At 60.2% G+C, this 20,054-nt stretch carries 17 protein-coding genes and 1 other annotated feature; of the genes, 9 read left to right on the top strand and 8 right to left on the bottom strand.

The genetic code is table 11. The features are described from left to right. The first annotated feature begins 23 nt into the window (after positions 1 to 23). From mukB to BN1135_RS13420, 3 genes are all read left to right on the top strand, one after another. The gene (gene mukB / locus BN1135_RS13410) at positions 24 to 4,451 is read left to right on the top strand and encodes a chromosome partition protein MukB (protein WP_082186800.1); all 4,428 of its coding nucleotides are present in this window, start codon (positions 24 to 26) and stop codon (positions 4,449 to 4,451) included. Positions 4,452 to 4,676: 225 nt separating this feature from the next. Then, positions 4,677 to 5,063, top strand: coding sequence for a septal ring lytic transglycosylase RlpA family protein (locus BN1135_RS13415; RefSeq protein ID WP_042021863.1), 387 nt, complete (start codon positions 4,677 to 4,679; stop codon positions 5,061 to 5,063). A 141-nt stretch (positions 5,064 to 5,204) separates the two neighbouring features. Next, positions 5,205 to 5,516, top strand: coding sequence for a putative quinol monooxygenase (locus BN1135_RS13420; protein ID WP_042021865.1), 312 nt, complete (start codon positions 5,205 to 5,207; stop codon positions 5,514 to 5,516). A 443-nt stretch (positions 5,517 to 5,959) separates the two neighbouring features. Here the strand turns inward: BN1135_RS13420 and hisIE are convergent, their stop codons facing one another. From hisIE to hisG, 8 genes are read right to left on the bottom strand one after another with little or no spacing between them, the layout of a single operon-like run. Then, positions 5,960 to 6,610 (bottom strand): bifunctional phosphoribosyl-AMP cyclohydrolase/phosphoribosyl-ATP diphosphatase HisIE, encoded by a 651-nt coding sequence (gene hisIE, locus BN1135_RS13425; protein WP_042021867.1) that lies wholly within the window; start codon positions 6,608 to 6,610, stop codon positions 5,960 to 5,962. After that, the gene (gene hisF, locus BN1135_RS13430; RefSeq protein WP_042021868.1) at positions 6,603 to 7,376 is read right to left on the bottom strand and encodes an imidazole glycerol phosphate synthase subunit HisF; all 774 of its coding nucleotides are present in this window, start codon (positions 7,374 to 7,376) and stop codon (positions 6,603 to 6,605) included. The genes hisIE and hisF overlap by 8 nt, the downstream gene beginning before the upstream one ends. Next, positions 7,376 to 8,137, bottom strand: coding sequence for a 1-(5-phosphoribosyl)-5-[(5-phosphoribosylamino)methylideneamino]imidazole-4-carboxamide isomerase (gene hisA, locus BN1135_RS13435; RefSeq protein WP_042021869.1), 762 nt, complete (start codon positions 8,135 to 8,137; stop codon positions 7,376 to 7,378). The genes hisF and hisA overlap by 1 nt, the downstream gene beginning before the upstream one ends. Beyond that, complete coding sequence (gene hisH / locus BN1135_RS13440; protein ID WP_042021871.1) at positions 8,138 to 8,779, bottom strand: imidazole glycerol phosphate synthase subunit HisH; 642 nt, start codon at positions 8,777 to 8,779, stop codon at positions 8,138 to 8,140. After that, the gene (hisB, locus tag BN1135_RS13445) at positions 8,779 to 9,909 is read right to left on the bottom strand and encodes a bifunctional histidinol-phosphatase/imidazoleglycerol-phosphate dehydratase HisB (RefSeq protein WP_042021873.1); all 1,131 of its coding nucleotides are present in this window, start codon (positions 9,907 to 9,909) and stop codon (positions 8,779 to 8,781) included. Before hisB ends, hisH begins: the two co-directional genes overlap by 1 nt. A 15-nt stretch (positions 9,910 to 9,924) precedes the next feature. After that, entirely contained in the window at positions 9,925 to 10,995 is a 1,071-nt protein-coding gene (hisC, locus tag BN1135_RS13450; protein WP_042021874.1) for a histidinol-phosphate transaminase, read from the bottom strand. Further along, on the bottom strand, positions 10,992 to 12,317 hold the full coding sequence (hisD, locus tag BN1135_RS13455; RefSeq protein WP_042021876.1) for a histidinol dehydrogenase: 1,326 nt from the start codon (positions 12,315 to 12,317) through the stop codon (positions 10,992 to 10,994). Before hisD ends, hisC begins: the two co-directional genes overlap by 4 nt. 12 nt (positions 12,318 to 12,329) lie before the next feature. Continuing rightward, positions 12,330 to 13,226 carry an ATP phosphoribosyltransferase gene (gene hisG, locus BN1135_RS13460; protein WP_042021878.1) on the bottom strand — a complete coding sequence of 299 codons (897 nt, stop codon included), beginning with the start codon at positions 13,224 to 13,226 and terminating at the stop codon, positions 12,330 to 12,332. 25 nt (positions 13,227 to 13,251) lie between these two features. Continuing rightward, positions 13,252 to 13,380 (bottom strand) — a sequence feature (His leader region). A 187-nt stretch (positions 13,381 to 13,567) separates the two neighbouring features. Here hisG and BN1135_RS13465 point away from each other — a divergent pair. The 6 genes from BN1135_RS13465 (at position 13,568) to fadD (ending at position 19,980) form a co-directional block, all read left to right on the top strand. Then, complete coding sequence (locus BN1135_RS13465) at positions 13,568 to 13,813, top strand: hypothetical protein (protein WP_042021880.1); 246 nt, start codon at positions 13,568 to 13,570, stop codon at positions 13,811 to 13,813. 67 nt (positions 13,814 to 13,880) lie between these two features. Continuing rightward, entirely contained in the window at positions 13,881 to 15,800 is a 1,920-nt protein-coding gene (locus tag BN1135_RS13470) for a DNA repair helicase YoaA (RefSeq protein WP_042021881.1), read from the top strand. A 90-nt stretch (positions 15,801 to 15,890) separates the two neighbouring features. Further along, the gene (gene tsaB, locus BN1135_RS13475) at positions 15,891 to 16,592 is read left to right on the top strand and encodes a tRNA (adenosine(37)-N6)-threonylcarbamoyltransferase complex dimerization subunit type 1 TsaB (protein ID WP_042021882.1); all 702 of its coding nucleotides are present in this window, start codon (positions 15,891 to 15,893) and stop codon (positions 16,590 to 16,592) included. Between the two features lie 111 nt (positions 16,593 to 16,703). Beyond that, the gene (locus BN1135_RS13480) at positions 16,704 to 17,219 is read left to right on the top strand and encodes a Slp family lipoprotein (RefSeq protein WP_042021965.1); all 516 of its coding nucleotides are present in this window, start codon (positions 16,704 to 16,706) and stop codon (positions 17,217 to 17,219) included. A 23-nt stretch (positions 17,220 to 17,242) separates the two neighbouring features. Beyond that, on the top strand, positions 17,243 to 18,106 hold the full coding sequence (locus tag BN1135_RS13485) for an alpha/beta fold hydrolase (RefSeq protein WP_175479114.1): 864 nt from the start codon (positions 17,243 to 17,245) through the stop codon (positions 18,104 to 18,106). A 197-nt stretch (positions 18,107 to 18,303) separates the two neighbouring features. After that, positions 18,304 to 19,980, top strand: a complete 1,677-nt coding sequence (gene fadD, locus BN1135_RS13490) for a long-chain-fatty-acid--CoA ligase FadD (RefSeq protein ID WP_139245207.1) — start codon at positions 18,304 to 18,306, stop codon at positions 19,978 to 19,980. Positions 19,981 to 20,054 lie beyond the last annotated feature (74 nt).

A 20,054-nucleotide genomic window follows, 5' to 3' on the forward strand; every position in this document is an offset into this window, starting at 1 on the left:
TTTGCTTTTATGGAGAGTGCTGCGTGAGAGGTAAATTCAAATCCCTGACCATGGTCAACTGGAACGGCTTCTTCGCCCGAACCTTCGATCTCGACCAGCTGGTCACCACCCTCTCTGGCGGTAACGGTGCGGGCAAGTCCACCACCATGGCGGCCTTTATTGCGGCGCTTATTCCCGATCAGTCGCTGCTCCATTTCCGTAACACCACGGAAGCGGGCTCCAGCAGTGCCTCCCGTGACAAGGGGCTTTACGGCAAGCTGCAGCGCGGCCACTGCTACTCCCTGTTGGAAGTGATGAATAGCCGCGAACAGCGGATCTGGGTCGGCGTCCACCTCGAGCAAGTGGCCAACCGTGACAACAAGGTCAACATCACCCCGTTCGCGCTGGTGGATGTGCCGGAGCAGCTGCAACCCACCGATCTGCTGCTGGAAAAACTCGAGGACGGCAAGGGCCGGGTGCGCGCCTTTACCGATCTGAAAGGGGCCGCCGCCGAGCTGGGGGCCATGAAGGTCGCCAAGTTCAATACGGTGACCGACTACCACAACTTCATGTTCGAGTTCGGCATTACCCCGAAGAAGTTGCGCGACCAGAAGGATCGCGGCAAGTTCTATCGCCTGATCGAAGCCTCTCTCTACGGTGGCATCTCCTCGTCCATCAGCCGCTCCCTGCGTGAATATCTGCTGCCGGAGAACTCCGGGGTGCGCAAGGCGTTTCAGGACATGGAGGCGGCCATCTATGAAAACCGCCGCACCCTGGAAGCCATTAAAGAGACCCAGGGTCAGCGGGATCTGTTCAAAAACCTGATCACCGAGACCACCCACTATGTGGCGGCGGACTATGTGCGCAACGCTGCCGAAAAGAGCCGTCTCTCCGAGCTGGCCCTCAAGGCGCGTCAGGAGCTGGCGGAGAAACGCCGTATCTTGGCCGAAGAGCGCCAGCGAGCCATCTATCTGGCCGACGAGGTGGAGCAGCTTACCAACCGCGAGAAATTGCTGACTGCCGAGGCTGAGTCTGCCGCCGATCACTTGGCAAAAGTGTTGGCTGCGGTGGCGCTGCAAAAGAAGATCGAGATGTACCGCGCCGATCTGGCGGATCTGTGCGACAAGCTGGAGCAACAACAAGCGATCGTCGAGGAGATCCACAGTCAGCTGCTGGAGGTGGAAGAGTGCAAGGAGCTGGCGCAGGCCGAAGTAGACAGCCTCAAGACCCAGCTGGCCGACTACCAGCAGGCGCTTGATATTCAGCAGACCCGCGCCATCCAGTACCGTCAGGCGGTGCAGGCGCTGGAGACTGCCCGCGAGCAGTGCGAGCTGGCGGGGCTGACCGCCGAACAGGCGAGCGACACCCTGCACCAGTTCCGCGCCGCCGAGCAGAGCCTCACCAGCCGGGTATTGGGCGCCGAGCAGCAGCTGGCACTGGCCAAGGCGGCGGTGGCCGAGCACGAAGCGGCGCTGGCGCTGCTTTTGAGCATCGCCCCCGAGACAGTGCGTGAGGCCGCCTGGCCTACCGCCCAGGCGCTGCTCAAGCGTCACATCGAAGACAAGGCCCGCATTGCCCAGGGGCAGGGACTGCGCGCCGCGCTGGCTCGCCTCGAGAAAGAGAGTGAAAGCCAGAAGAATCTCTTCAAGTTGCGTGACGAGCTGCAGCAGGCCTCTGGCCAGCTTATTGCCAGCAGCGATGAGCTGGAGATCTTCCTCGAAGCCCAGCGCACCCGTCAGGAGGAGCTGGCCGAGCAACAGGCCGAGGTCAACCAGCGCCGCGCCAGCCTCGAGCATCAGGGTGCCCAGCTGGGCCGCGATATTAGCGATCTCACCAAGCTGGCCCCGCGCTGGCTCAAATCCTTTGAAAAGCTTGAGCAGCTGCGCGAGCAGAGCGGATTGCCGCTCGCCACTGCCGAGGCGCTTTCGGCCGGCATGCAGAGCGTGCTCGACAAGGAGCGGGAGTTCGAGCAGGAGAGCAACCGCATCGCGGCGCAGAAACAGGCGCTGGAGCTGCAGATCCGCAACCTGCAACTGGGTGCCGGTGAGGCGGATCCGCGCCTTGCTCGCATCGCCGAGCAGGTGGGGGGCGTGCTGCTCTCCGATGTCTATGACGACATCTCCATCGACGATGCCCCTTACTACTCCGCGCTTTATGGCCCGGCTCGCAGCGCCCTGGTGGTGCTCGATCTCGAGGGCGCCATCGAGCGACTGAAAAAGCTGGAAGATTGCCCGGAGGATATCTACCTCATTCAGGGCAACCCCGACTCCTTTGACGAAGATCTGGTGGAAGCCGACGAGCTGGGGGACGCCGTGCTGGTGCGCACCAGCAAGCGTCAGGTGCGCTTCTCCCGCTACCCCGAGCTGCCGCTGTTTGGCCGCGCCGCCCGGGAAAAACGGATCGAGCAGCTCGACCTTGAACGCGAAGGTCTGATCGAGGGTTACGCCAAGGCCGCCTTCGAGCAGCAGAAGTACCATCGTCTCTACGGCCACTTCCGCGACTTTATCGGCCAGCATCTGGATATCGCCTTCCGCCCCGACCCCGAAGCCGAAGTGCAGGCCAAGCAGGCCGAACTTCGCACTTTGCAGGGTGCCATCAGCGAGTGCGACAAGCAGCTGGCCGAGGCCAAAGCGGCCGCCGCCCAGCTGACCCGCCATATCCAGCTGGTGCAGGGGATGCTGCCCTTTGCCCACCTGTTTGCCGAGACAGACTTGGCGGCCCGTCTTGAGGCGGCCCACGCCGATGTGGAAGCGCTAAAACAGGCCGAAGCCTTTATCGCCAAGCACGGCAAGGCGCTGGAGAAACTCGAGACAGTGGTGCAGGTGCTGCGTCAGGATCCGCAGGATTTGGCCGCGCTGCAGGCGGCCTACGATGAGGTGAGCGACTTGCTGGCCGAGCAGAAGCGCCGTTGCTACGCCCTCGATCAGCTGGTGGCCCGCCTGCCGCACTTTGCCTATCAGGATGCGCAAGACCTGCTGGGCAAAGCGTCTGAAATGAGCGAGCGACTCAAAGAGAAGCTCAAGGCTGCCGAGCTGGCGGCTCGCACCGCTGGCGAGCAGCACAAGCAGATTGCCCAGCGCCATACCGAGGCGTTGCAACTGCGTACCGCCCTTGATTCCAGCGCCTCGGCCAAGCGCCAGACCCTGACCGAGTTCGAGCAGGAGCTGGCGGCCATGGGCCTGACCCTCTCTGACGACATGGAAGAGAAGTCCCGCGCCCACAAGAAAGAGATTGAAGAGCTGCTGATCCGCACCCGTTCCCGTCGCACCAGCGCCGAGGCCCAGTTGCAGGTGACCAAGCGCGAGATCGAATCCCTCGGTGGTCGTCTCACCCTCGAAGGCAAGGATTACTTCAGCGCCCGTAAGTCTCTGGTGGGTCACAAGGCGAGCTGGTCGCGGGTGGTGCGGCTGGCGCGGGAGACCGACGTCGAGAAGCGCCTAAACAAGCGGGAACTGGCTTATCTCGACAGCGACGAGCTGCGTTCCATGTCGGACAAGGCCCTCGGCGCCCTGCGGGTGGCGGTGGCCCACGACGAGGCCCTGCGCGATGCGTTGCGCCTGTCGGAGGGCAACCGCAGTACCGAGCAGAAGGTCGCCTTCTACGTGCAGGTCTACCGTTACCTCAAAGATCGCATCCGCAACGACATCATCCGCTCCGATGATCCGGTCGAAGCGATCGAGGAGATGGAGATCGAGCTGGCCCGTCTGGCCGATGAGCTCAAGCAGCGGGAAAATCATCTGTCGCTCTCCTCCCACGAGGTGGCGGCCAAGATCACCAACATCATCCGCCGCGAGCAGAACCGTATCCGGGTGCTCAACCAGGGCTTGCAGAACATCGCCTTCGGTCTGGTGCGCGGGGTGCGCCTCAACGTCAATATCCGCGAGGCTCACACCCGTCTGCTGACGGCGCTGGCCGATCAAACCGCCATGCACAACGATCTGTTCGCCGACAAGGAGCTGAGCTTCTCCGAGGCGATGGCCAAGCTGTTCCAGCGCCTGAACCCGCAGATCGAGCAGGGGGATCGCAGCTATCAGGTGATGGGCGACGTGCTGCTCGACTATCGCAACTATCTGGAGCTGGAGATCGAGGTGCAGCGCGGTGCCGATGGCTGGCTGCGTGCCGAGAGCGGCGCGCTCTCCACCGGCGAGGCGATCGGTACCGGTCAGGCCATCCTGCTGATGGTGCTGATCAGCTGGGAGGAGGAGTCTCGCCGTCTGCGCGGCAAGGATATCGCCCCCTGCCGCCTGCTGTTCCTCGACGAAGCGGCCCGTCTGGATGGCAAATCCATCGCCACCCTGTTCGAGCTGTGCGAGCGGCAGGATATGCAGCTTCTTATCGCGGCGCCCGAGAACATCAGCCCCGAGAAGGGCACCACCTACAAGCTCATCCGTAAGGTGCAAGGCAAGCACGAGCATGTGCATGTGGTGGGTCTGCGCGGCTTCGGCTTTAGCGATGACAAGCTGATTGCCTGATCAGCATCTGGTTCATCCTGACATGGGATGACGGGTAAATAGGTGAAAGGGAGGCATTTGCCTCCCTTTTTGCATGAAAGCTATGGCAAAGTAACCGCGCGGTCGCTGCTGCCTGGCAACAAGGCGAGTAACATGGCGAGTGCATTGGAGCGATGGCAAGTAAGAAAGCTGGCTATCGAACGCCACGGACCACATAAACAGTAGAAAGAAGAAGAGAGGGGAAAGGTGCAACATATCCAGAAAGGGCTGCTGTTATCTCTTTGCTTATTGCTGGCCGCCTGTAGCAGCCGTTATGACGAGAGCCACGGTGGCAGCTGGCGCGGCTATAGCGAGACTGGCTATGCCAGCTATTATGCCGACCGTTATCACGGCAAAAAGACCGCCAGCGGTGAGCTCTATCGAAACAATCTCAATAGCGCCGCCCATATGGAGCTGCCGTTTGGTTCAATGGTGCGGGTCACCAACCTCGCCAACGGCAAGAGTGTGGTGGTCAAGGTCAATGATCGCGGCGCCTTTAAAAACGGGCGAATTATAGATCTCTCCAAATCCGCCTTTAGCTCTATCGGCAATATTCGTGACGGCATTATCAAGGTAAAAATAGAGGTACTCTAGCAGCCAACTTGTTCAGTGGTGTGAACAGTGTGTCCGTTTTGCATGGCTATATTTCGCACTGTGCCCCCTCTTACACTGCTCCTATCCAAGAGGCGCCCCAAATTGGAGTGTCTCTTTGCAAATACCTGAACAATGGAGCAGATGAAGATGAATGAAGAGAAACTGGTATCTATCGCCGTGCTTAAAGCCAGAGCCGGTATGAGAGAGCAACTGCGCCGTGAGCTACTAAAGCTCATTGAACCCACGCGGCGTGAGCAGGGCAATCTGGATTATGTGCTGTTTGAATTGCGGGGTGAGCCGGACACCTTTTACATGCGTGAGGCTTTCGTCAGCCAAGCTGCGCTGGATTGCCATTGTCAGACGGACTATTTCCAGGCTTTTGCCAAGCAGGCTGAGTCACTGCTTGCAGAGCCACTGCGGCTTATTTTTCTGGATGAGGTGAGCAACTCTTAATTCATTCGGGCCAGTGGTAGGCCCGATTTTTATTCACGTTTCAAGTGCAGGATAAGACGCTTTTCCAGCCCGTTATCGCGTTAATGGTTTACCAGCCTGCATCTACTGATCCTCTGATATCTCACAACCCTCTCCTGTTTATATCTAGACATTTTCATCGTCCTGCCAACCGTGAAGGTATCCAAATGAGGGGTTGTCTTGGGCCCTAGCTTAGTGGGGTATTACAACTATGTATTTATACAAGGTATTGAATTTAATGTGTTTTAATAGATCTGTTTGTAGTCTGAAATGGAACTGCTTTTCAGAATAAATGGTAGAAGTCGCAACCTTGAATATCATCTGGCGAGTCACAATTTCACTTTGGATGATTATAGTGATCTTGTTGAATTAGCTTGTTGTTTAAGATGATAGATGGGCTATACGCCCATCTATCACAGTACAGTTTATTTATTATGCCGCTTATAAAGCCGCTGTACGACATCCTGTAATCCCAGCCCTTCGTTTTGCAGCAGCACGGTTAGGTGGTAGAGCAGATCGGCGGATTCGTTGATGAGCTCCTCCCGATCCTTGGCCATGGCGGCCAGCGCCACTTCGACACCTTCCTCACCTACCTTCTGGGCGATGCGCTTGGTGCCTTTGCCGTAGAGGCTGGCGGTGTAGCTGGTGGCCGGATCGGCCCCTTTGCGAGAAGCCAGTACCTGCTCCAGCTCTGCCAAAAAACCGAGGGGCGGCAGCGGGTGGCCATTAAAGCAGGAGGTTGTCCCCTTGTGGCAGGTGGGGCCGACGGGGTTGGCGGCGATCAGCAGGGAGTCCTGATCGCAGTCGGTGCTGATGGCCACGAGTTGGAGCACATTGCCCGAGCTTTCACCCTTGGTCCAGAGCCGCTGTTTGCTGCGGCTAAAGAAGGTGACCTGACCTGTGCTCTGGGTCTTTTCCAGCGCCTCGCGGGTCATAAAGCCCTGCATCAGCACCTCGCCGCTGGCGGCGTGCTGGACGATGGCGGGGATCATTCCATCGCACTTGGCCCAGTCGAGCTGTTCGGCAAGGAGGCGCGCGCTGGCGGTTGTTTGTGTGTTATCAGAGAAGTTATTCACGGATGGCGACTCCTTCGGTTTTCAGCCAGCGTTTCAATTCGGGAATGGGGATAAGGCCCTTGTGGAACACAGAGGCAGCCAACGCCCCGTCCACATCTGCGAGGGTGAAGGCATCGCGAAAGTGTGCCATGGCACCGGCGCCGCCGGAGGCAATCAGCGGCACCTTGCAGACGCTGCGCACCAGCTTGAGCTGGTCGAGATCATAACCCTGGCGCATGCCGTCCTGATTCATCACGTTCAGCACAATTTCGCCCGCGCCGCGCTTTTGCACCTCCTGCACCCAGTCGAGGGTGTGCCAGGCGGTGGTGCGGGTACGGCTCTCGTCACCGGTAAACTGTTTGACCTGATAGTGGCCCGTCGCGGCATCAAAGTAGGAGTCGATCCCCACCACCACGCACTGCACGCCAAAGCGCTCGGCCAATCGGCTGATAAGGGTCGGGTCGGCCAGAGCAGGGGAGTTGATGGAGACCTTGTCGGCGCCAAATTCGAGGATCTGGCGGGCGTCCTCCACACTTTTGATGCCACCGGCGACGCAGAAGGGGATATCGATCACCTCCGCCACCCGGCTCACCCAGCTCTTGTCCACTACCCGGGCATCGCTGGAGGCGGTGATGTCATAGAACACCAGCTCGTCAGCGCCCTCTTCGGCGTAGCGGCGCGCCAGCTCGACAATGCCGCCCATCACCTCGTGGTTGCGAAACTGCACCCCTTTGACCACCACGCCATCTTTCACGTCGAGGCAGGGGATAATGCGTCTTGCCAGCATCAGTTGCCTCCTGTGGTAACGGCTGCGGGAGCTTGCCAGCAGGCGATGGCATCACCCACCGAGAACTTGCCCTCCAGCAGGGCGCGGCCAAGGATGATCCCCTTGACGCCGGAGCCCTTGAGCGCCTCGATATCCGCGATGCCGCCAATGCCGCCTGAGGCTTGAAAGGCGACGCTCGGGTAGCGGGCGCAGAGATCCCGATAGAGCTCGACGTTGGTGCCAGCCAGGGTGCCGTCACGGCTGATGTCGGTGCAGAGCACATGCTTGAGACCGGCGGGGAGGAAGCGCTCGATCAGCGCTTCTATGGTCACGCAGCTGTTCTCCTGCCAGCCCGCCACCGCGATATGACGATTGCCCTGCTCATCGATATTGACGTCCAGCGCCAGCACTATCTGCTCGGGGCCATATTTCTCCATCCAGCTGGCCACCAGATCCGGGGATTTGACCGCGGTGGAGCCGATCACCACCCGGCTGGCACCGGCGGCCAGCAGATCTGCCACATCCTGCTCCGTGCGCACGCCGCCGCCAACCTGCACCGGCGCTTCGGTGGCCGATAGCAGTTGGGTCAGCAGGGGCAACTGGCGCGCCTTGGCGTCTTTGGCACCGTCCAGATCCACCAGATGGAGCTGCACCGCCCCCTGGGAGACATATTCATCGAAGCGGGCCTGCGGGCTGCTGCTGTATTCGGTCTTCTGCTCGTAGTCCCCCTGATAGAGGCGAACTACCTGACCGTTGATAAGGTCAATTGCGGGAATGATCATTCATAGCTCCAGAAAATTTTGCAGCAAACGGGCACCGGCTGCGCCTGAGCGCTCCGGGTGGAATTGGGCGCCAAAGAAGTTGCTGCGCTCAGCAACCCCGGCGACGATGGCGGTGAAAGGCTTGCCGTAGTCGCAGGTCGCCAGCGTCGCCCCGGTCACTTCCAGTGCATAGGAGTGAACGAAATAGAAGTAGCTGCCGCTCGGGATCCCCTTGAGCAGAGGATGGGTCTCGTCATGCTCAATCTGGTTCCAGCCCATATGGGGCAGGCGTAGGTTGCCCACCTCCATCAGCCGGATCTTGCCCGGCACTATGCCAAGACAGTCGATAAGCGTATCTGGCGAACCCTGCGTGCCCATGCTCTCTTCGGAGGCTTCCGCCAGCATCTGCATGCCGAGGCAAAAGCCCAGCAGCGGCTGTTTGGCGGCGCGAATAAGGGGCACCAGCCCCCGCTCGTTGAGGTTCTTCATGGCGGCCACCGCAGTGCCGACGCCGGGCAGGATCAGCTTGTCCGCCTGCTCGATATCAGCCGCTTGGCTGGAGACCAAGGGCCGCACGCCGAGGCGTTCGAACGCCATCCTGACCGAGGCCAGATTGGCGCAGCCGGTATCGATAATGACCAGCTTCTGCTTGCTCACATCCATCACAGCACTCCCTTGCTGGAGGGAAGGTCACTCCCTTCCACCTGAATAGCCTGACGCAGGGCGCGGCCAAAGCCTTTGAACAGCGCCTCCACCTGATGGTGGGTGTTGCCGCTGCCCACCTTCATCTGCAGGGTGATGGCCATGGCGTCCGACAGCGAGCGGAAGAAGTGGGGCACCATCTCGGTGGCCATCTCGCCCACGTTGTCGCGGCCAAAGCCGCTCGGGCAGTCAAACACGAAGTAGGGGCGGCCGCTCAAATCCAGCGCTGTGCTCACCTCCTGCTCGGTCAGCGGGGTCTCTTCATCCGCACGCGGGCGGCCATCGATCACCGCCTGCACCTCGTCCATCGCCAGCACGAAGCCGAAACGGCCGATACCGCGCTTGTTGCCAAGGGCCTGACGCAGCGCCTGACCCAGCGCCAGCCCCACATCTTCCACCGTGTGGTGATCGTCGATATGCAGATCGCCGCTGACGTTCAGCTTGAGCTGGAAACCGGCGTGGGTGGCAATTTGATCCAGCATGTGATCAAAGAAGCCGATGCCGGTGGCGATCTGGTTGCCGCCGCTCTTGTCCAAATCTAGGGCCACCTGAATACGGGTCTCCTTGGTGTAGCGCTCCACCGAGGCTACGCGTCCCTTGGATAACAGCTGATCACGGATGGCGAGCCAGTCGTGATCCTGCGGGTGGTAGCTAATACCGCCAATGCCCATGTTCTCGGCAAGCTGCAGATCGGTCTGGCGATCGCCAATCACGAAGGAGTTTGCAAAGTCGATACGGCCCGAGGCGAGATACGCCTTCACCAGTCCGAGGTGGGGCTTGCGGCAGCTGCAGCCGTCAGTGGGGAAGTGCGGGCAGATCAGCACCTGCTCCCACTTCACCCCTTGCGATTCAAATAAATGCATCATCAGGTCGTGGGGTGGCTGGAAGTTCTCCAGCGGCAGGCTGGCGGTGCCCAGCCCATCCTGGTTGGTCACCATCACCAGCACGTAACCGGCGGCCTGCAACTCGCGCAGCACCGGAATGACCATGGGCTCGAAGCGCAGCTTGGCGAGGCTATCCACCTGCTTGTCGGTCACCGGCTCTTCAATCAGGGTGCCGTCGCGGTCGATAAACAAAAACGGGGTCTTCATCGCTACATCCTTGTCTTACAAAGTGGGAGAGGGCAGATCACGCAGTACCGCCAGCACGGCGTCCATCTCGCCCTGATAGCCGATGGTGACGCGAATGCTGTTATCAAGGCCGGGTTTGGTCGAGAAATCCCGCAGTATGATGCCGGCGGCCTTCATGGCGGCAAAGACGGCGGCGCCATCCACAAAGCGCACCAGCACGAAGTTGCCCTTGTCTTCGAACACCGCTTTAACGCAGGCAAGCTTGGCCAGCTCTGCCTTGAAGGCGGCTTTTTGCTTGTTGAGCTCTACCACTCGTTCGCACATCAGCTCCAGTCCCATGGGGGAGAGGGCCTGCGCCGCGATCTGGGCGATGGGCTCGGGGATGGGATAGGGGGCGATCACCTTGGCCAGCATGGCGATCACCTCGGGATGGCCTAAGGTAAAGCCGCAGCGGATCCCCGCCAGGGCAAAGGCCTTGGATAGGGTGCGGGTCACCACCAGATTGGGGAAGCGGGCCAGCAAGTCCACCACGGACGCCTCGGGGCAGAACTCGATATAGGCCTCGTCCACCACCACGATGGCGCGATCCCGGGCCTTCTCCAGCAGGGCGATCAGGCCATCGCGGCCCACCAGATCCCCGGTGGGGTTGTTGGGGGAGCAGAGAAACACCAGCTTCACGTCACTGAGGCGATCGGCAATGGCGGGCCAGTCCGGCTGGCGGCTGGCGGTCAGCGGCTGCTCGACGATACCGACGCCACAGGTCTCGGCGCTGATGGCGTACATGCCGTAGGTGGGCGGGCAGATGAGGATTTGATCTTCACCCGCTTCGCAGAAGGTGCGAATAAGCAGCTCGATGGCCTCGTCGGCGCCGCGGCTCACCAGCACCTGATCGGGATTGACCCCGGCATAGGCGGCATAGCCGTTCACCACCTCGGCCGGTTGGCACTCGGGGTAGCGGTTGAGGCGGCTCCCCTCGATGGTAAAGGGATAGGCCTGCGGCGCCTCGTTGGCGTTGAGCCAGACGTGGCCCTTGCCGCCGATGCGGCGAGCGGATTGATAAGGGGTGAGGGCCCGCACCACGCGGCGCGCCAGATTGGCAATGCTCATGACAAATCCTTCTGCTGTGCTGTTTGTTGGGGCGCGGTGGCCAGAGCGTTCAACCTGAGGGTGACGGCATTTTTGTGGCCATCAAGCCCTTCGGCCTGAGCGATGCGCTCGACAATGGGGCCGAGGCCCTGAATGCCACGCTCGCTCAGCTCCTGCACCGTGTAGCGGCGCTGATAATCCGCAAGGCCAAGGCTGGAGCAGGTACGGGCATAGCCATAGGTGGGCAAGGTGTGGTTGGTGCCGCTGGCGTAATCGCCGACTGATTCCGGTGTCCATGCGCCCAGGAAGATGGAGCCGGCATTTTCAAGCTGATCCAGCAGCTCGCGCGGGGTGCGGGTCTGTACGATCAGGTGCTCCGGCGCATAGGCGTTGGAGATGGCGCAGGCCTCGGCCAGATCGTCGCAGAGGATCACCAGACTGCTGCCGAGCGCCTGCGCGGCGATATCGCGGCGGCTCAGCTTGGCCAGCTGGCGTTTGATTTCCTCGGCAATGGCATCGGCCAGCAGGGGGGAGGTGGTCACCAGCACAACTTGGCTGTCGGGGCCGTGTTCGGCCTGGGAGAGCAGATCCGCTGCCACGAAGGCCGGATTGGCGCTCTCGTCGGCAATGACCAGTACCTCGGAGGGGCCAGCTGGCATATCGATGGCCGCGCCGCGCCAGTCGCGCGAAACCTGCCCCTTGGCTTCGGTCACATAGGCGTTGCCCGGGCCGAAGATCTTGTCCACCTTGGGGATGCTCTCGGTACCGTAGGCCATGGCGGCGATGGCTTGTGCGCCGCCGATGGCGAACACCTTCTCGACACCGCAGGCGCGGGCGGCAAACAGGATCTCGTCGCTGGCGGGGGACGGGGTGCAGAGCACCACTTCACGGCAACCGGCGATAGCAGCTGGAATGGCCAGCATCATCACGGTGGAGGGGAGTGGTGCGCTGCCCCCCGGTACATAGAGGCCAACCCGGCTGATGGGCTGGGTGCGCAGCTCGCACACCACCCCGGGCTGGGTCTCGACTCGCACCACCGGCTGCACTTGCGCTGCGTGGAAGGTGCGAATATTGGCAATCGCCGCTTCGATGGCATTTTTGATGTCGTCATCCAGCCGCGCGCAGGCAGCTTCGATTTCGGCCTCGCTAACGCGCAACCGCTCACGGGGGGCGCGCTCGAAGCGCAGGCTGAGCTCGCGCAGGGCCTCATCGCCACAGCTGCGCACCGCTGCGATGATCTCTTTGACCACGGCGCCGATATCGGCCTCGTCATTGAGGGCCGGTCGGGTCAGTACGTCGGCCTGCTGGGCAGGAGAGAGGGTCTTCCAGATCAGGGTCTGCATGATGTCCCTTCCTTATTCCATCATTTTTTCGATGGGCAGCACCAGAATGGAGCTGGCGCCGAGGGCCTTGAGCTGCTCCATGGTCTCCCAGAACAGGGTTTCGCTGGAGACAACGTGCAGGGCCACCTGATTGGTGTCACCGGCCAGCTGCATGATGGTGGGGCGCTCGGCACCCGGCAGCAGATCGGTGATGGCATCGAGCTTGTCCTTGGGGGCGTGCAGCATGATGTACTTGCTCTCGCGGGCCTGCTGCATCCCCTGAATGCGGGGCAGCAGTTTGTCGATGAGCTTCTGCTTGGCATCGGACAAGGGGTTGGGGGCCTGTACCAGCACCGCTTTGGAGCGGTAGATCACCTCCACCTCTTTGAGGCCATTGGCCTCCAGGGTCGCACCGGTGGAGACCAGATCGCAGATGGCATCGGCCAGGCCTGCGCGGGGGGCCACTTCCACCGAGCCACCCAGCATCACGCTCTTGAAGCCAAGACCCTTTTCGTCGAAGAAGCGCTTGAGCAGCCCGGGGTAGGAGGTAGCGATGCGCTTGCCCGCCAGACTTTGTGGCCCTGTGTAGGTCACATCTTCCGGCACCGCCAGCGAGAGGCGGCAGCCGCCAAAATCGAGCTGCTTGAGGGTTTTGACCTGTGCAGGCAATCCTTGGGAAGCGCGAATAAGCTGTGCCTCTTCCAGCACGTTCTCGCCGATGATGCCAAGGTCGACCACCCCTTCCATCACCAGACCCGGGATATCGTCATCGCGTACCCGCAGGATATCGATGGGCATGTTCTCTACATGGGCGATAAGGCGCTGCTCGCGCAGGTTGATTTTTAGGCCGCAGCTCTTGAACAGGGCCTGGGAGTCCTGGCTCAGACGACCGGACTTTTGCATAGCGATACGCAGACGTTGTGTTTCCATTTGCTCGATTTCCTTCTAGTCAAAAACGAAAAAACCCTCGGAAGTGTGTGCTTCCGAGGGTTTATGAATCTTGCGGTCCTTTTGGAAGTCACCAGTTAAGTGTCTTCCAGCAGTCAACCTCCTGAAAGACTAGTCGGGATGATGATGGTGGTGATGAGTCTTCAGGGTGGTGAACTTCATGTAATCAATCCTTTACAAAATAAGATGTCGTAATTGACGCCTGATTTAAACTACCTGCCTTGACAGAAAATGCAACCCGAAATTGTGATTTGATCGATTAAAGTGGAGAAAACGGTTTTTTGGTCGATAACTAGACAATAACCCCTGCAGGAGTCGCCATCATGCCCAGCCAGGACCTGTTGTTCCCCATTTTGCCCCGGGCGCCCGCCACGCCCGGCAGCGAAGAGATCAAGCGGGAAGTGAACCAGATCAGCAAAAAGCATCAGCTGCGCAAGACCAGCACTGACAACAGTGACTCCCAGCAGCGCCAGCAGGCGTATAACACCCCCGCCAAGCGTGATCAGCCAAAGGCGGAAGAGGACGATCACAAGCCGGATCCCGAGCATCAGATCGATCTGTTCGTCTAAGTAGATTATCTGTCCCGCTTTTGCCGCGCTTTTGGCATAATGGCCGCTTTTGCTGCGGGACGCCCTTTTGACCATCCAGACCCTGTTCAAGCCAGATGGCCCTCTGGCCAGCCATATCGACGGTTTCAAAGCCCGAGCTCCCCAACTGGAGATGGCAGAAGCGGTTGCGAGCGCCATCAAAAGTGGTGGCCGTCTGCTGGTGGAGGCGGGAACCGGTACCGGCAAGACCTACGCCTATCTGGTCCCTGCGCTGGAGTCCGGCAAGCGGGTGGTGATCAGCACCGGCTCCAAGAACCTGCAGGAGCAGCTCTTCTATCGGGATCTCCCGACCATCACAGACGCGCTCTCCTATACCCCGCCAGTGGCACTGCTCAAGGGGCGCAGCAACTATCTCTGCATCGAGCGGATGAACCGCCTCTTGAGCGAATCCCATCTGCAAAAGCCTGAAATTCTCAACGATCTGGTGAAGGTCAAATCCTGGTCCACCGCCACCGATAACGGCGATGTGGGGGATATTCCGGGATTGCAGGAGAACGCCGAGATCCTCGCCCACGTCACCAGCACCAACGACAACTGTCTCGGTCGCGACTGCCCCTATTATGATGATTGTCATCTGGTGGTGGCCCGACGCCGCGCCATGGATGCCCAGGTGGTGGTGATCAATCATCACCTCTTCTTCGCCGATATGGCGGTGAAAGACACCGGATTTGGCGAGTTGGTGCCCCAAGCGCAAGTCTATGTGTTTGATGAGGCGCACCAGCTGCCGGAGATCGCCACCAACTACTTCGGCAAGTCGGTGGGCAGCCGTACCATCCAAGATCTGGCGCAGGATATCCAGCTGGCCTATCGGGCCGAAGCCCACGATATGGCCCAGCTCGGCAAGGCGGCGGACCGGCTCTCGATTGCCAGTCAGGATCTGCGTCTCGCCTTCGGGGTGGATGGCGGTCGCGGCAATACCCGCGACATGCTGCGCCAGCCGCTCTGGGGGCAGGCTTTGGCTCGTCTCAACGACGCCATCGGGCTCTGCTACGAGGTGCTCAAACTGGCTCTCGGCCGGGGCGAGCAGCTGGACCACGCCTTCGAGCGTATTAGTGAACTGCGCACCCGCCTGGGTGAAGTGCTGGCGGTCAACCAGACTGGTTTTTCCTACTGGTATGACTGCTCGCGGCTTCATTTCACCCTCAATCTGACGCCGCTTTCGGTGGCCGAGCGATTCAGTGCCGAGGTGCAAAGACCGGAAGTGGCCTGGGTCTTCACCTCCGCCACCCTGACGGTGGATATGCGTTTTGATCACTTCAAGGCCGAGCTGGGGCTGGCGGGCAGCGCCGAGCTTATTCTCGACAGCCCGTTCGACTATGGCGAGCAGGCGCGGCTCTGTGTGCCCCGCTATCTGCCGGAGCCCAACGCCTTTGGCCGTGGCGAGCAGCTGGCCAATCTGATGATCCCGCTCATCAACAAGACGCCGGGGGGCTGTTTCTTCCTTTGCACCAGCCATCAGGTGATGCGTCAGGTGGCCGAGGTGCTGCGCCGGGAGATTGGCCGCTCCGTGCTGCTGCAGGGGGAGGACAACAAGCAGCGGCTGCTCAAGGAGTTTGTCGAGAATGGCCGCGCCGTGTTGGTGGCGACCAGCAGCTTCTGGGAGGGGATCGACGTGCGAGGGGCGGCGTTGTCGTGTGTTATCATCGACAAACTGCCGTTTGCCAGCCCTGATGATCCGCTGCTCAAGGCGCGGGTGGATGATTGCAAGCTCAAGGGGGGGGATCCCTTCGCCGAGCTGCAGTTGCCCAAGGCGGTGATAGCCCTCAAGCAGGGGGTGGGGCGGCTTATTCGTGATCGCAGTGATCACGGGGTGCTGGTGATCTGTGATCCACGAATGGTCAACAAACCTTACGGCGCCACCTTTATCAAGAGTCTGCCCGCCATCCCTCGCACCCGGGAGTTGGGGACGCTGGGGAGCTTTTTCGATCGTACTGAACGCGGTGAATAAGTGTGACGCCAGCTAACAGATTTGAACAACGGGTGAGCATATCTCGCTTGCCGGTTATGTAATTGACTGATTTTATAGAGATTGGAAAGCATGAACGAGTTGAAGATCCTGGCCGTAGATACCGCCACCGAAGCCTGCTCCGCCGCCTTGCTGGTGGGTGACACGCTGTTCTCCCGCTGGGAGGAGGCGCCACGGGATCACACCCGAAAAATCCTGCCCATGGTTCAGGCTGTGTTAGACGATGCCGGGATAACCTTGAATGACCTCGATGCCATCGCGTTCGGCCGCGGCCCGGGCTCCTTTACCGGCGTGCGGATCGGCATCAGCGTGGCGCAGGGGCTGGCGTTCGGGGTGGGTGTGCCGCTGATAGGCATCTCGACCCTGGCCGCCATGGCGCAAGGCGCCTATCGACTGGATGGCGCCCAGCAGGTGCTGACAGCCATCGATGCGAGGATGAACGAGGTCTATTTCGGCCGCTATGAGCTGATCGATGGTCGCATGCAGCTGGTGGGCGACGAGGTGGTGAGCGATCCCGCGGCACTGGTTGACGCCCGTGGCAAGCAGGCGGGCCCTGTGACCTGCGTCGGCACCGGTTTTGAGACCTATGGCGAGACCTTGGGAGGTCTTGCCGATGAGCTGGCGGTGAGTCAGGTGCGCTTCCCGGCGGCAGAAGACATGCTGCCGCTGGCCCGCGCCGCTTGGCAGGCGGGGGAGGCGGTGCCGGTGGAGCAAGCAACGCCGGTCTATTTGCGTGACAAGGTGACCTGGAAAAAACTGCCGGGTCGCGAATAAGGGCAAGAGGCATGTCGCTCTTGCCGCTCATCAGCTGCAACACAAGCGGATGGCCCCTACGGGCCACGCTGGCAACAGGAGAGTGACATGATGCGTAATACCAAGAGCGACATGATGAAACGCGGGATGGTGGTCGGGGCGCTGGCCCTGCTGCTCGGGGCCTGCAGCTCGGTTCCCAGGGAGCTGGCTTATGAGCCAGAAAACCAGCTGGTGGCCTATCAAGCTGCCCTTGGCGGGATGGAGGGTAAACCCGCCCGCTGGAGCGGTGTTATCTCTGCTGTGCACAACAAGGCAGATCAGAGCGTTATTGAAGTGGTCTATCTGCCGCTCAAGTCCAACGGGGTGCCGGAGCAGACCGAGCAGAGCCCGGGTCGTTTTCTGGCCATCATGAAAGGCTTTGTCGATCCGACCCTCTATGCCAAGGGGCGCAGCCTGACGGTGCTCGGCACCATAGGTCAACCGGTAGATAGCCAGATTGGCGAACACAAGTACCGCTTCTCGGTGCTCAATGTGACGGGCAGCAAGCTGTGGCCGCCAGTCAAAGAGGTGGAGGTGCGCTATATGGACCCCTACTTCTATGACCCCTTCTATGATCCCTTCTGGCCGAGACGCCCGCTGCGTCGCTAAGGCTGGCCATGAGCAACCCCATGATGAACACGCTGCACGAACGTCTACTCACCTTGGCGGATGGTCGGCAGGTGGCCCTGCTGGAGAACCAATCCGCTGAGCATGATCAGCAGGGCAAACCCCTGCTGATTGCCCTGCATGGCTGGCTCGACAACAGTGCCAGCTTCGTGCCGCTGGCGCCGCATCTGGGTGATTTTCATCTCATCTGTGTCGATCTGCCGGGGCACGGTCACTCCGATCACAAAACCACCTCTTATGTCTTTGTCGACTGGCTGGACGATCTCTACCAGATCGTGCAGGCGGCAGGCTGGTCGCGTTTCACTCTGCTTGGTCACTCCCTCGGTGCGCTGATCGCCTCGGCCTATGCCGGGGTGTTTCCCGAGCAGGTAGAGCGGCTGATCATGCTGGAGGGGCTGGGGCCGCTCAGTCAGCCCGATGAGGAGGTACCGGCCCAGCTGCGACGAGCGATTTTAAACCGCAGTCGCACCCGGGAGCGCAGTGCCAACGGTTTTGCCTCCATCGATGAAGCCGTAGCCGCCCGTTGCAAAGTGGCGGATATCACGGCGCAAGCGGCGCGCCTGATCTGTGAGCGGCAGCTTGAAAAGCGGGCAGGGCGCTGGCACTGGCGCAGCGATCCCCGTTTGCGGGATCTTTCGCCCCTTAGAATGAGCGAAGGGCAAGCCCGGGCACTGATGGCGGCCATCCGTTGTCCTGTACTGTTGATCCAGGGGGAGCAGGGCTTTGCTGCGCTGGAAACCCAATGGCAAGTCCGTCAGGATGCCTTCCAGCAGATCGAGCGGGTCATATTGGGTGGAAACCACCATTTTCATATGGAAAATTCGGCTGATACGGCCGTTTGTATCGTAAAGTTTTGTCAAGTTCGGTAGAATCACCGGCTTTCAATAATTCCAAGTTTGTCATCCCCCTCACATTTTTTCATTGTTAATTCGCTGTTAATTAATGTTGCGCTGTGTAAGTATGGGCGCATTAGAGTATCAGCTTAAAACGACCGATTTAAATGGATGTGAACAGGGACGGAGGCAACACAGTGAGTGCACAGGTGCTAGTTATGCAGGAGAAGTTCGTGGAAAAAGTCTGGCTGAAGCGTTATCCAAAAGGGGTTCCCGCCGAGATTAATCCAGACCAATACAGCTCCCTGGTAGAGATGTTCGAATCCTCGGTGACCCAGTTTGCCGACCAGCCCGCCTTCGTCAACATGGGACAGACCATCACCTACCGCCGACTGGAAGAGCAGTCCCGCGCCTTTGCTGCCTATCTGCAAAACGAGCTGAAGCTGGAGAAGGGTGATCGGGTCGCGGTGATGATGCCGAACCTGCTGCAATACCCCATCGCTGTGTTCGGCATCCTGCGGGCCGGCATGATAGTGGTTAACGTCAACCCGCTCTATACCCCGCGCGAGCTGGAGCACCAGCTCAAAGATTCCGGTGCCAAGGCCATCGTTATCGTCTCCAACTTTGCCCATACCCTGGAAAAAGTGGTCTACGACACCCCGATCAAGCACGTTATCCTGACCCGGATGGGGGACAACCTGGGGCTGGCCAAAGGCACCCTGGTCAACTTCGTGGTCAAGTACGTCAAGAAGCTGGTGCCGAAATACAATCTGCCCCACGCCACCACCATGCGTCAGGCGCTCACCAAGGGGCGTTTCCTGCAGTACATCAAGCCGGAGATCACCAACGACGATCTCGCCTTCCTGCAGTACACCGGTGGTACTACCGGCCTCTCCAAAGGGGCCATGCTGACCCATCGCAACATGATTGCCAACGTCGAGCAGTGCCTCGGCGTCTACGGCCCCATGCTGGAGCGCGGCAAGGAGTTTGTGGTCACCGCATTGCCGCTCTATCACGTCTTTGCCCTGACCGTGAATTGCCTGCTCTTTATGCGAGTCGGCGGCTACAACTTGCTGATCAGCAACCCGCGCGACATCCCGGGCTTTGTCAAAGAGATCAAGAAGTACCCCTTCACCTGCATCACCGGCGTCAACACCCTGTTCAATGCGCTGGTCAACAACGAAGAGTTTCAAGGCATCTCCTTTGACAAGCTCAAGCTGACTATCGGCGGCGGCATGGCGGTGCAGCGCGCGGTTGCGGAAAAGTGGAAGACACTGACCCATACTCCGCTGCTGGAAGGCTACGGCCTGACCGAGTGCTCGCCACTGGTGAGCGTCTGCCCCTACGATCTGACCGATTACAACGGCTCCATCGGCCTGCCGGTCTGCTCTACCGAGATCCGTCTGGTAGATGACAACGGTCAGGTGATCCACGCCCTCGGCACTCCCGGCGAGATGCAGGTACGCGGCCCGCAGGTGATGACTGGCTACTGGCAGCGCCCCGAAGCGACCGCGGAAGTGATGCAGGATGGCTGGCTCTGTACCGGTGATATCGCCGTATGCGATGAGCAGGGCTTCTTCAAGATCGTTGACCGCAAGAAGGACATGATCCTGGTCTCCGGCTTCAACGTCTATCCGAACGAGATTGAAGATGTGGTCGCATTGCACCCGAAAGTGCTGGAAGTGGCCGCCGTCGGCGTGCCGCACCAGGTTTCTGGCGAGCTGGTGAAGATCTTTGTGGTCAAGAAAGATGCAAAATTGCAGGAGGACGAGATTATTGCCCACTGCCGCAAACATCTGACTGCCTATAAGGTGCCGAAACTGGTAGAATTTCGCGACGAACTTCCCAAGACCAATGTGGGCAAGATCCTGCGCCGCGTACTGCGCGACGAGGAGATTGCCAAGCAATAACCGGACTGCGGCTGCAGAACCCTCTGCACACCCAACCGTCGTTATGCAAAACCGTGGGTCATCCCACGGTTTTT

The sequence above is a fragment of the Aeromonas sobria genome (genome assembly GCF_000820145.1).
Lineage (GTDB): Bacteria > Pseudomonadota > Gammaproteobacteria > Enterobacterales > Aeromonadaceae > Aeromonas > Aeromonas sobria.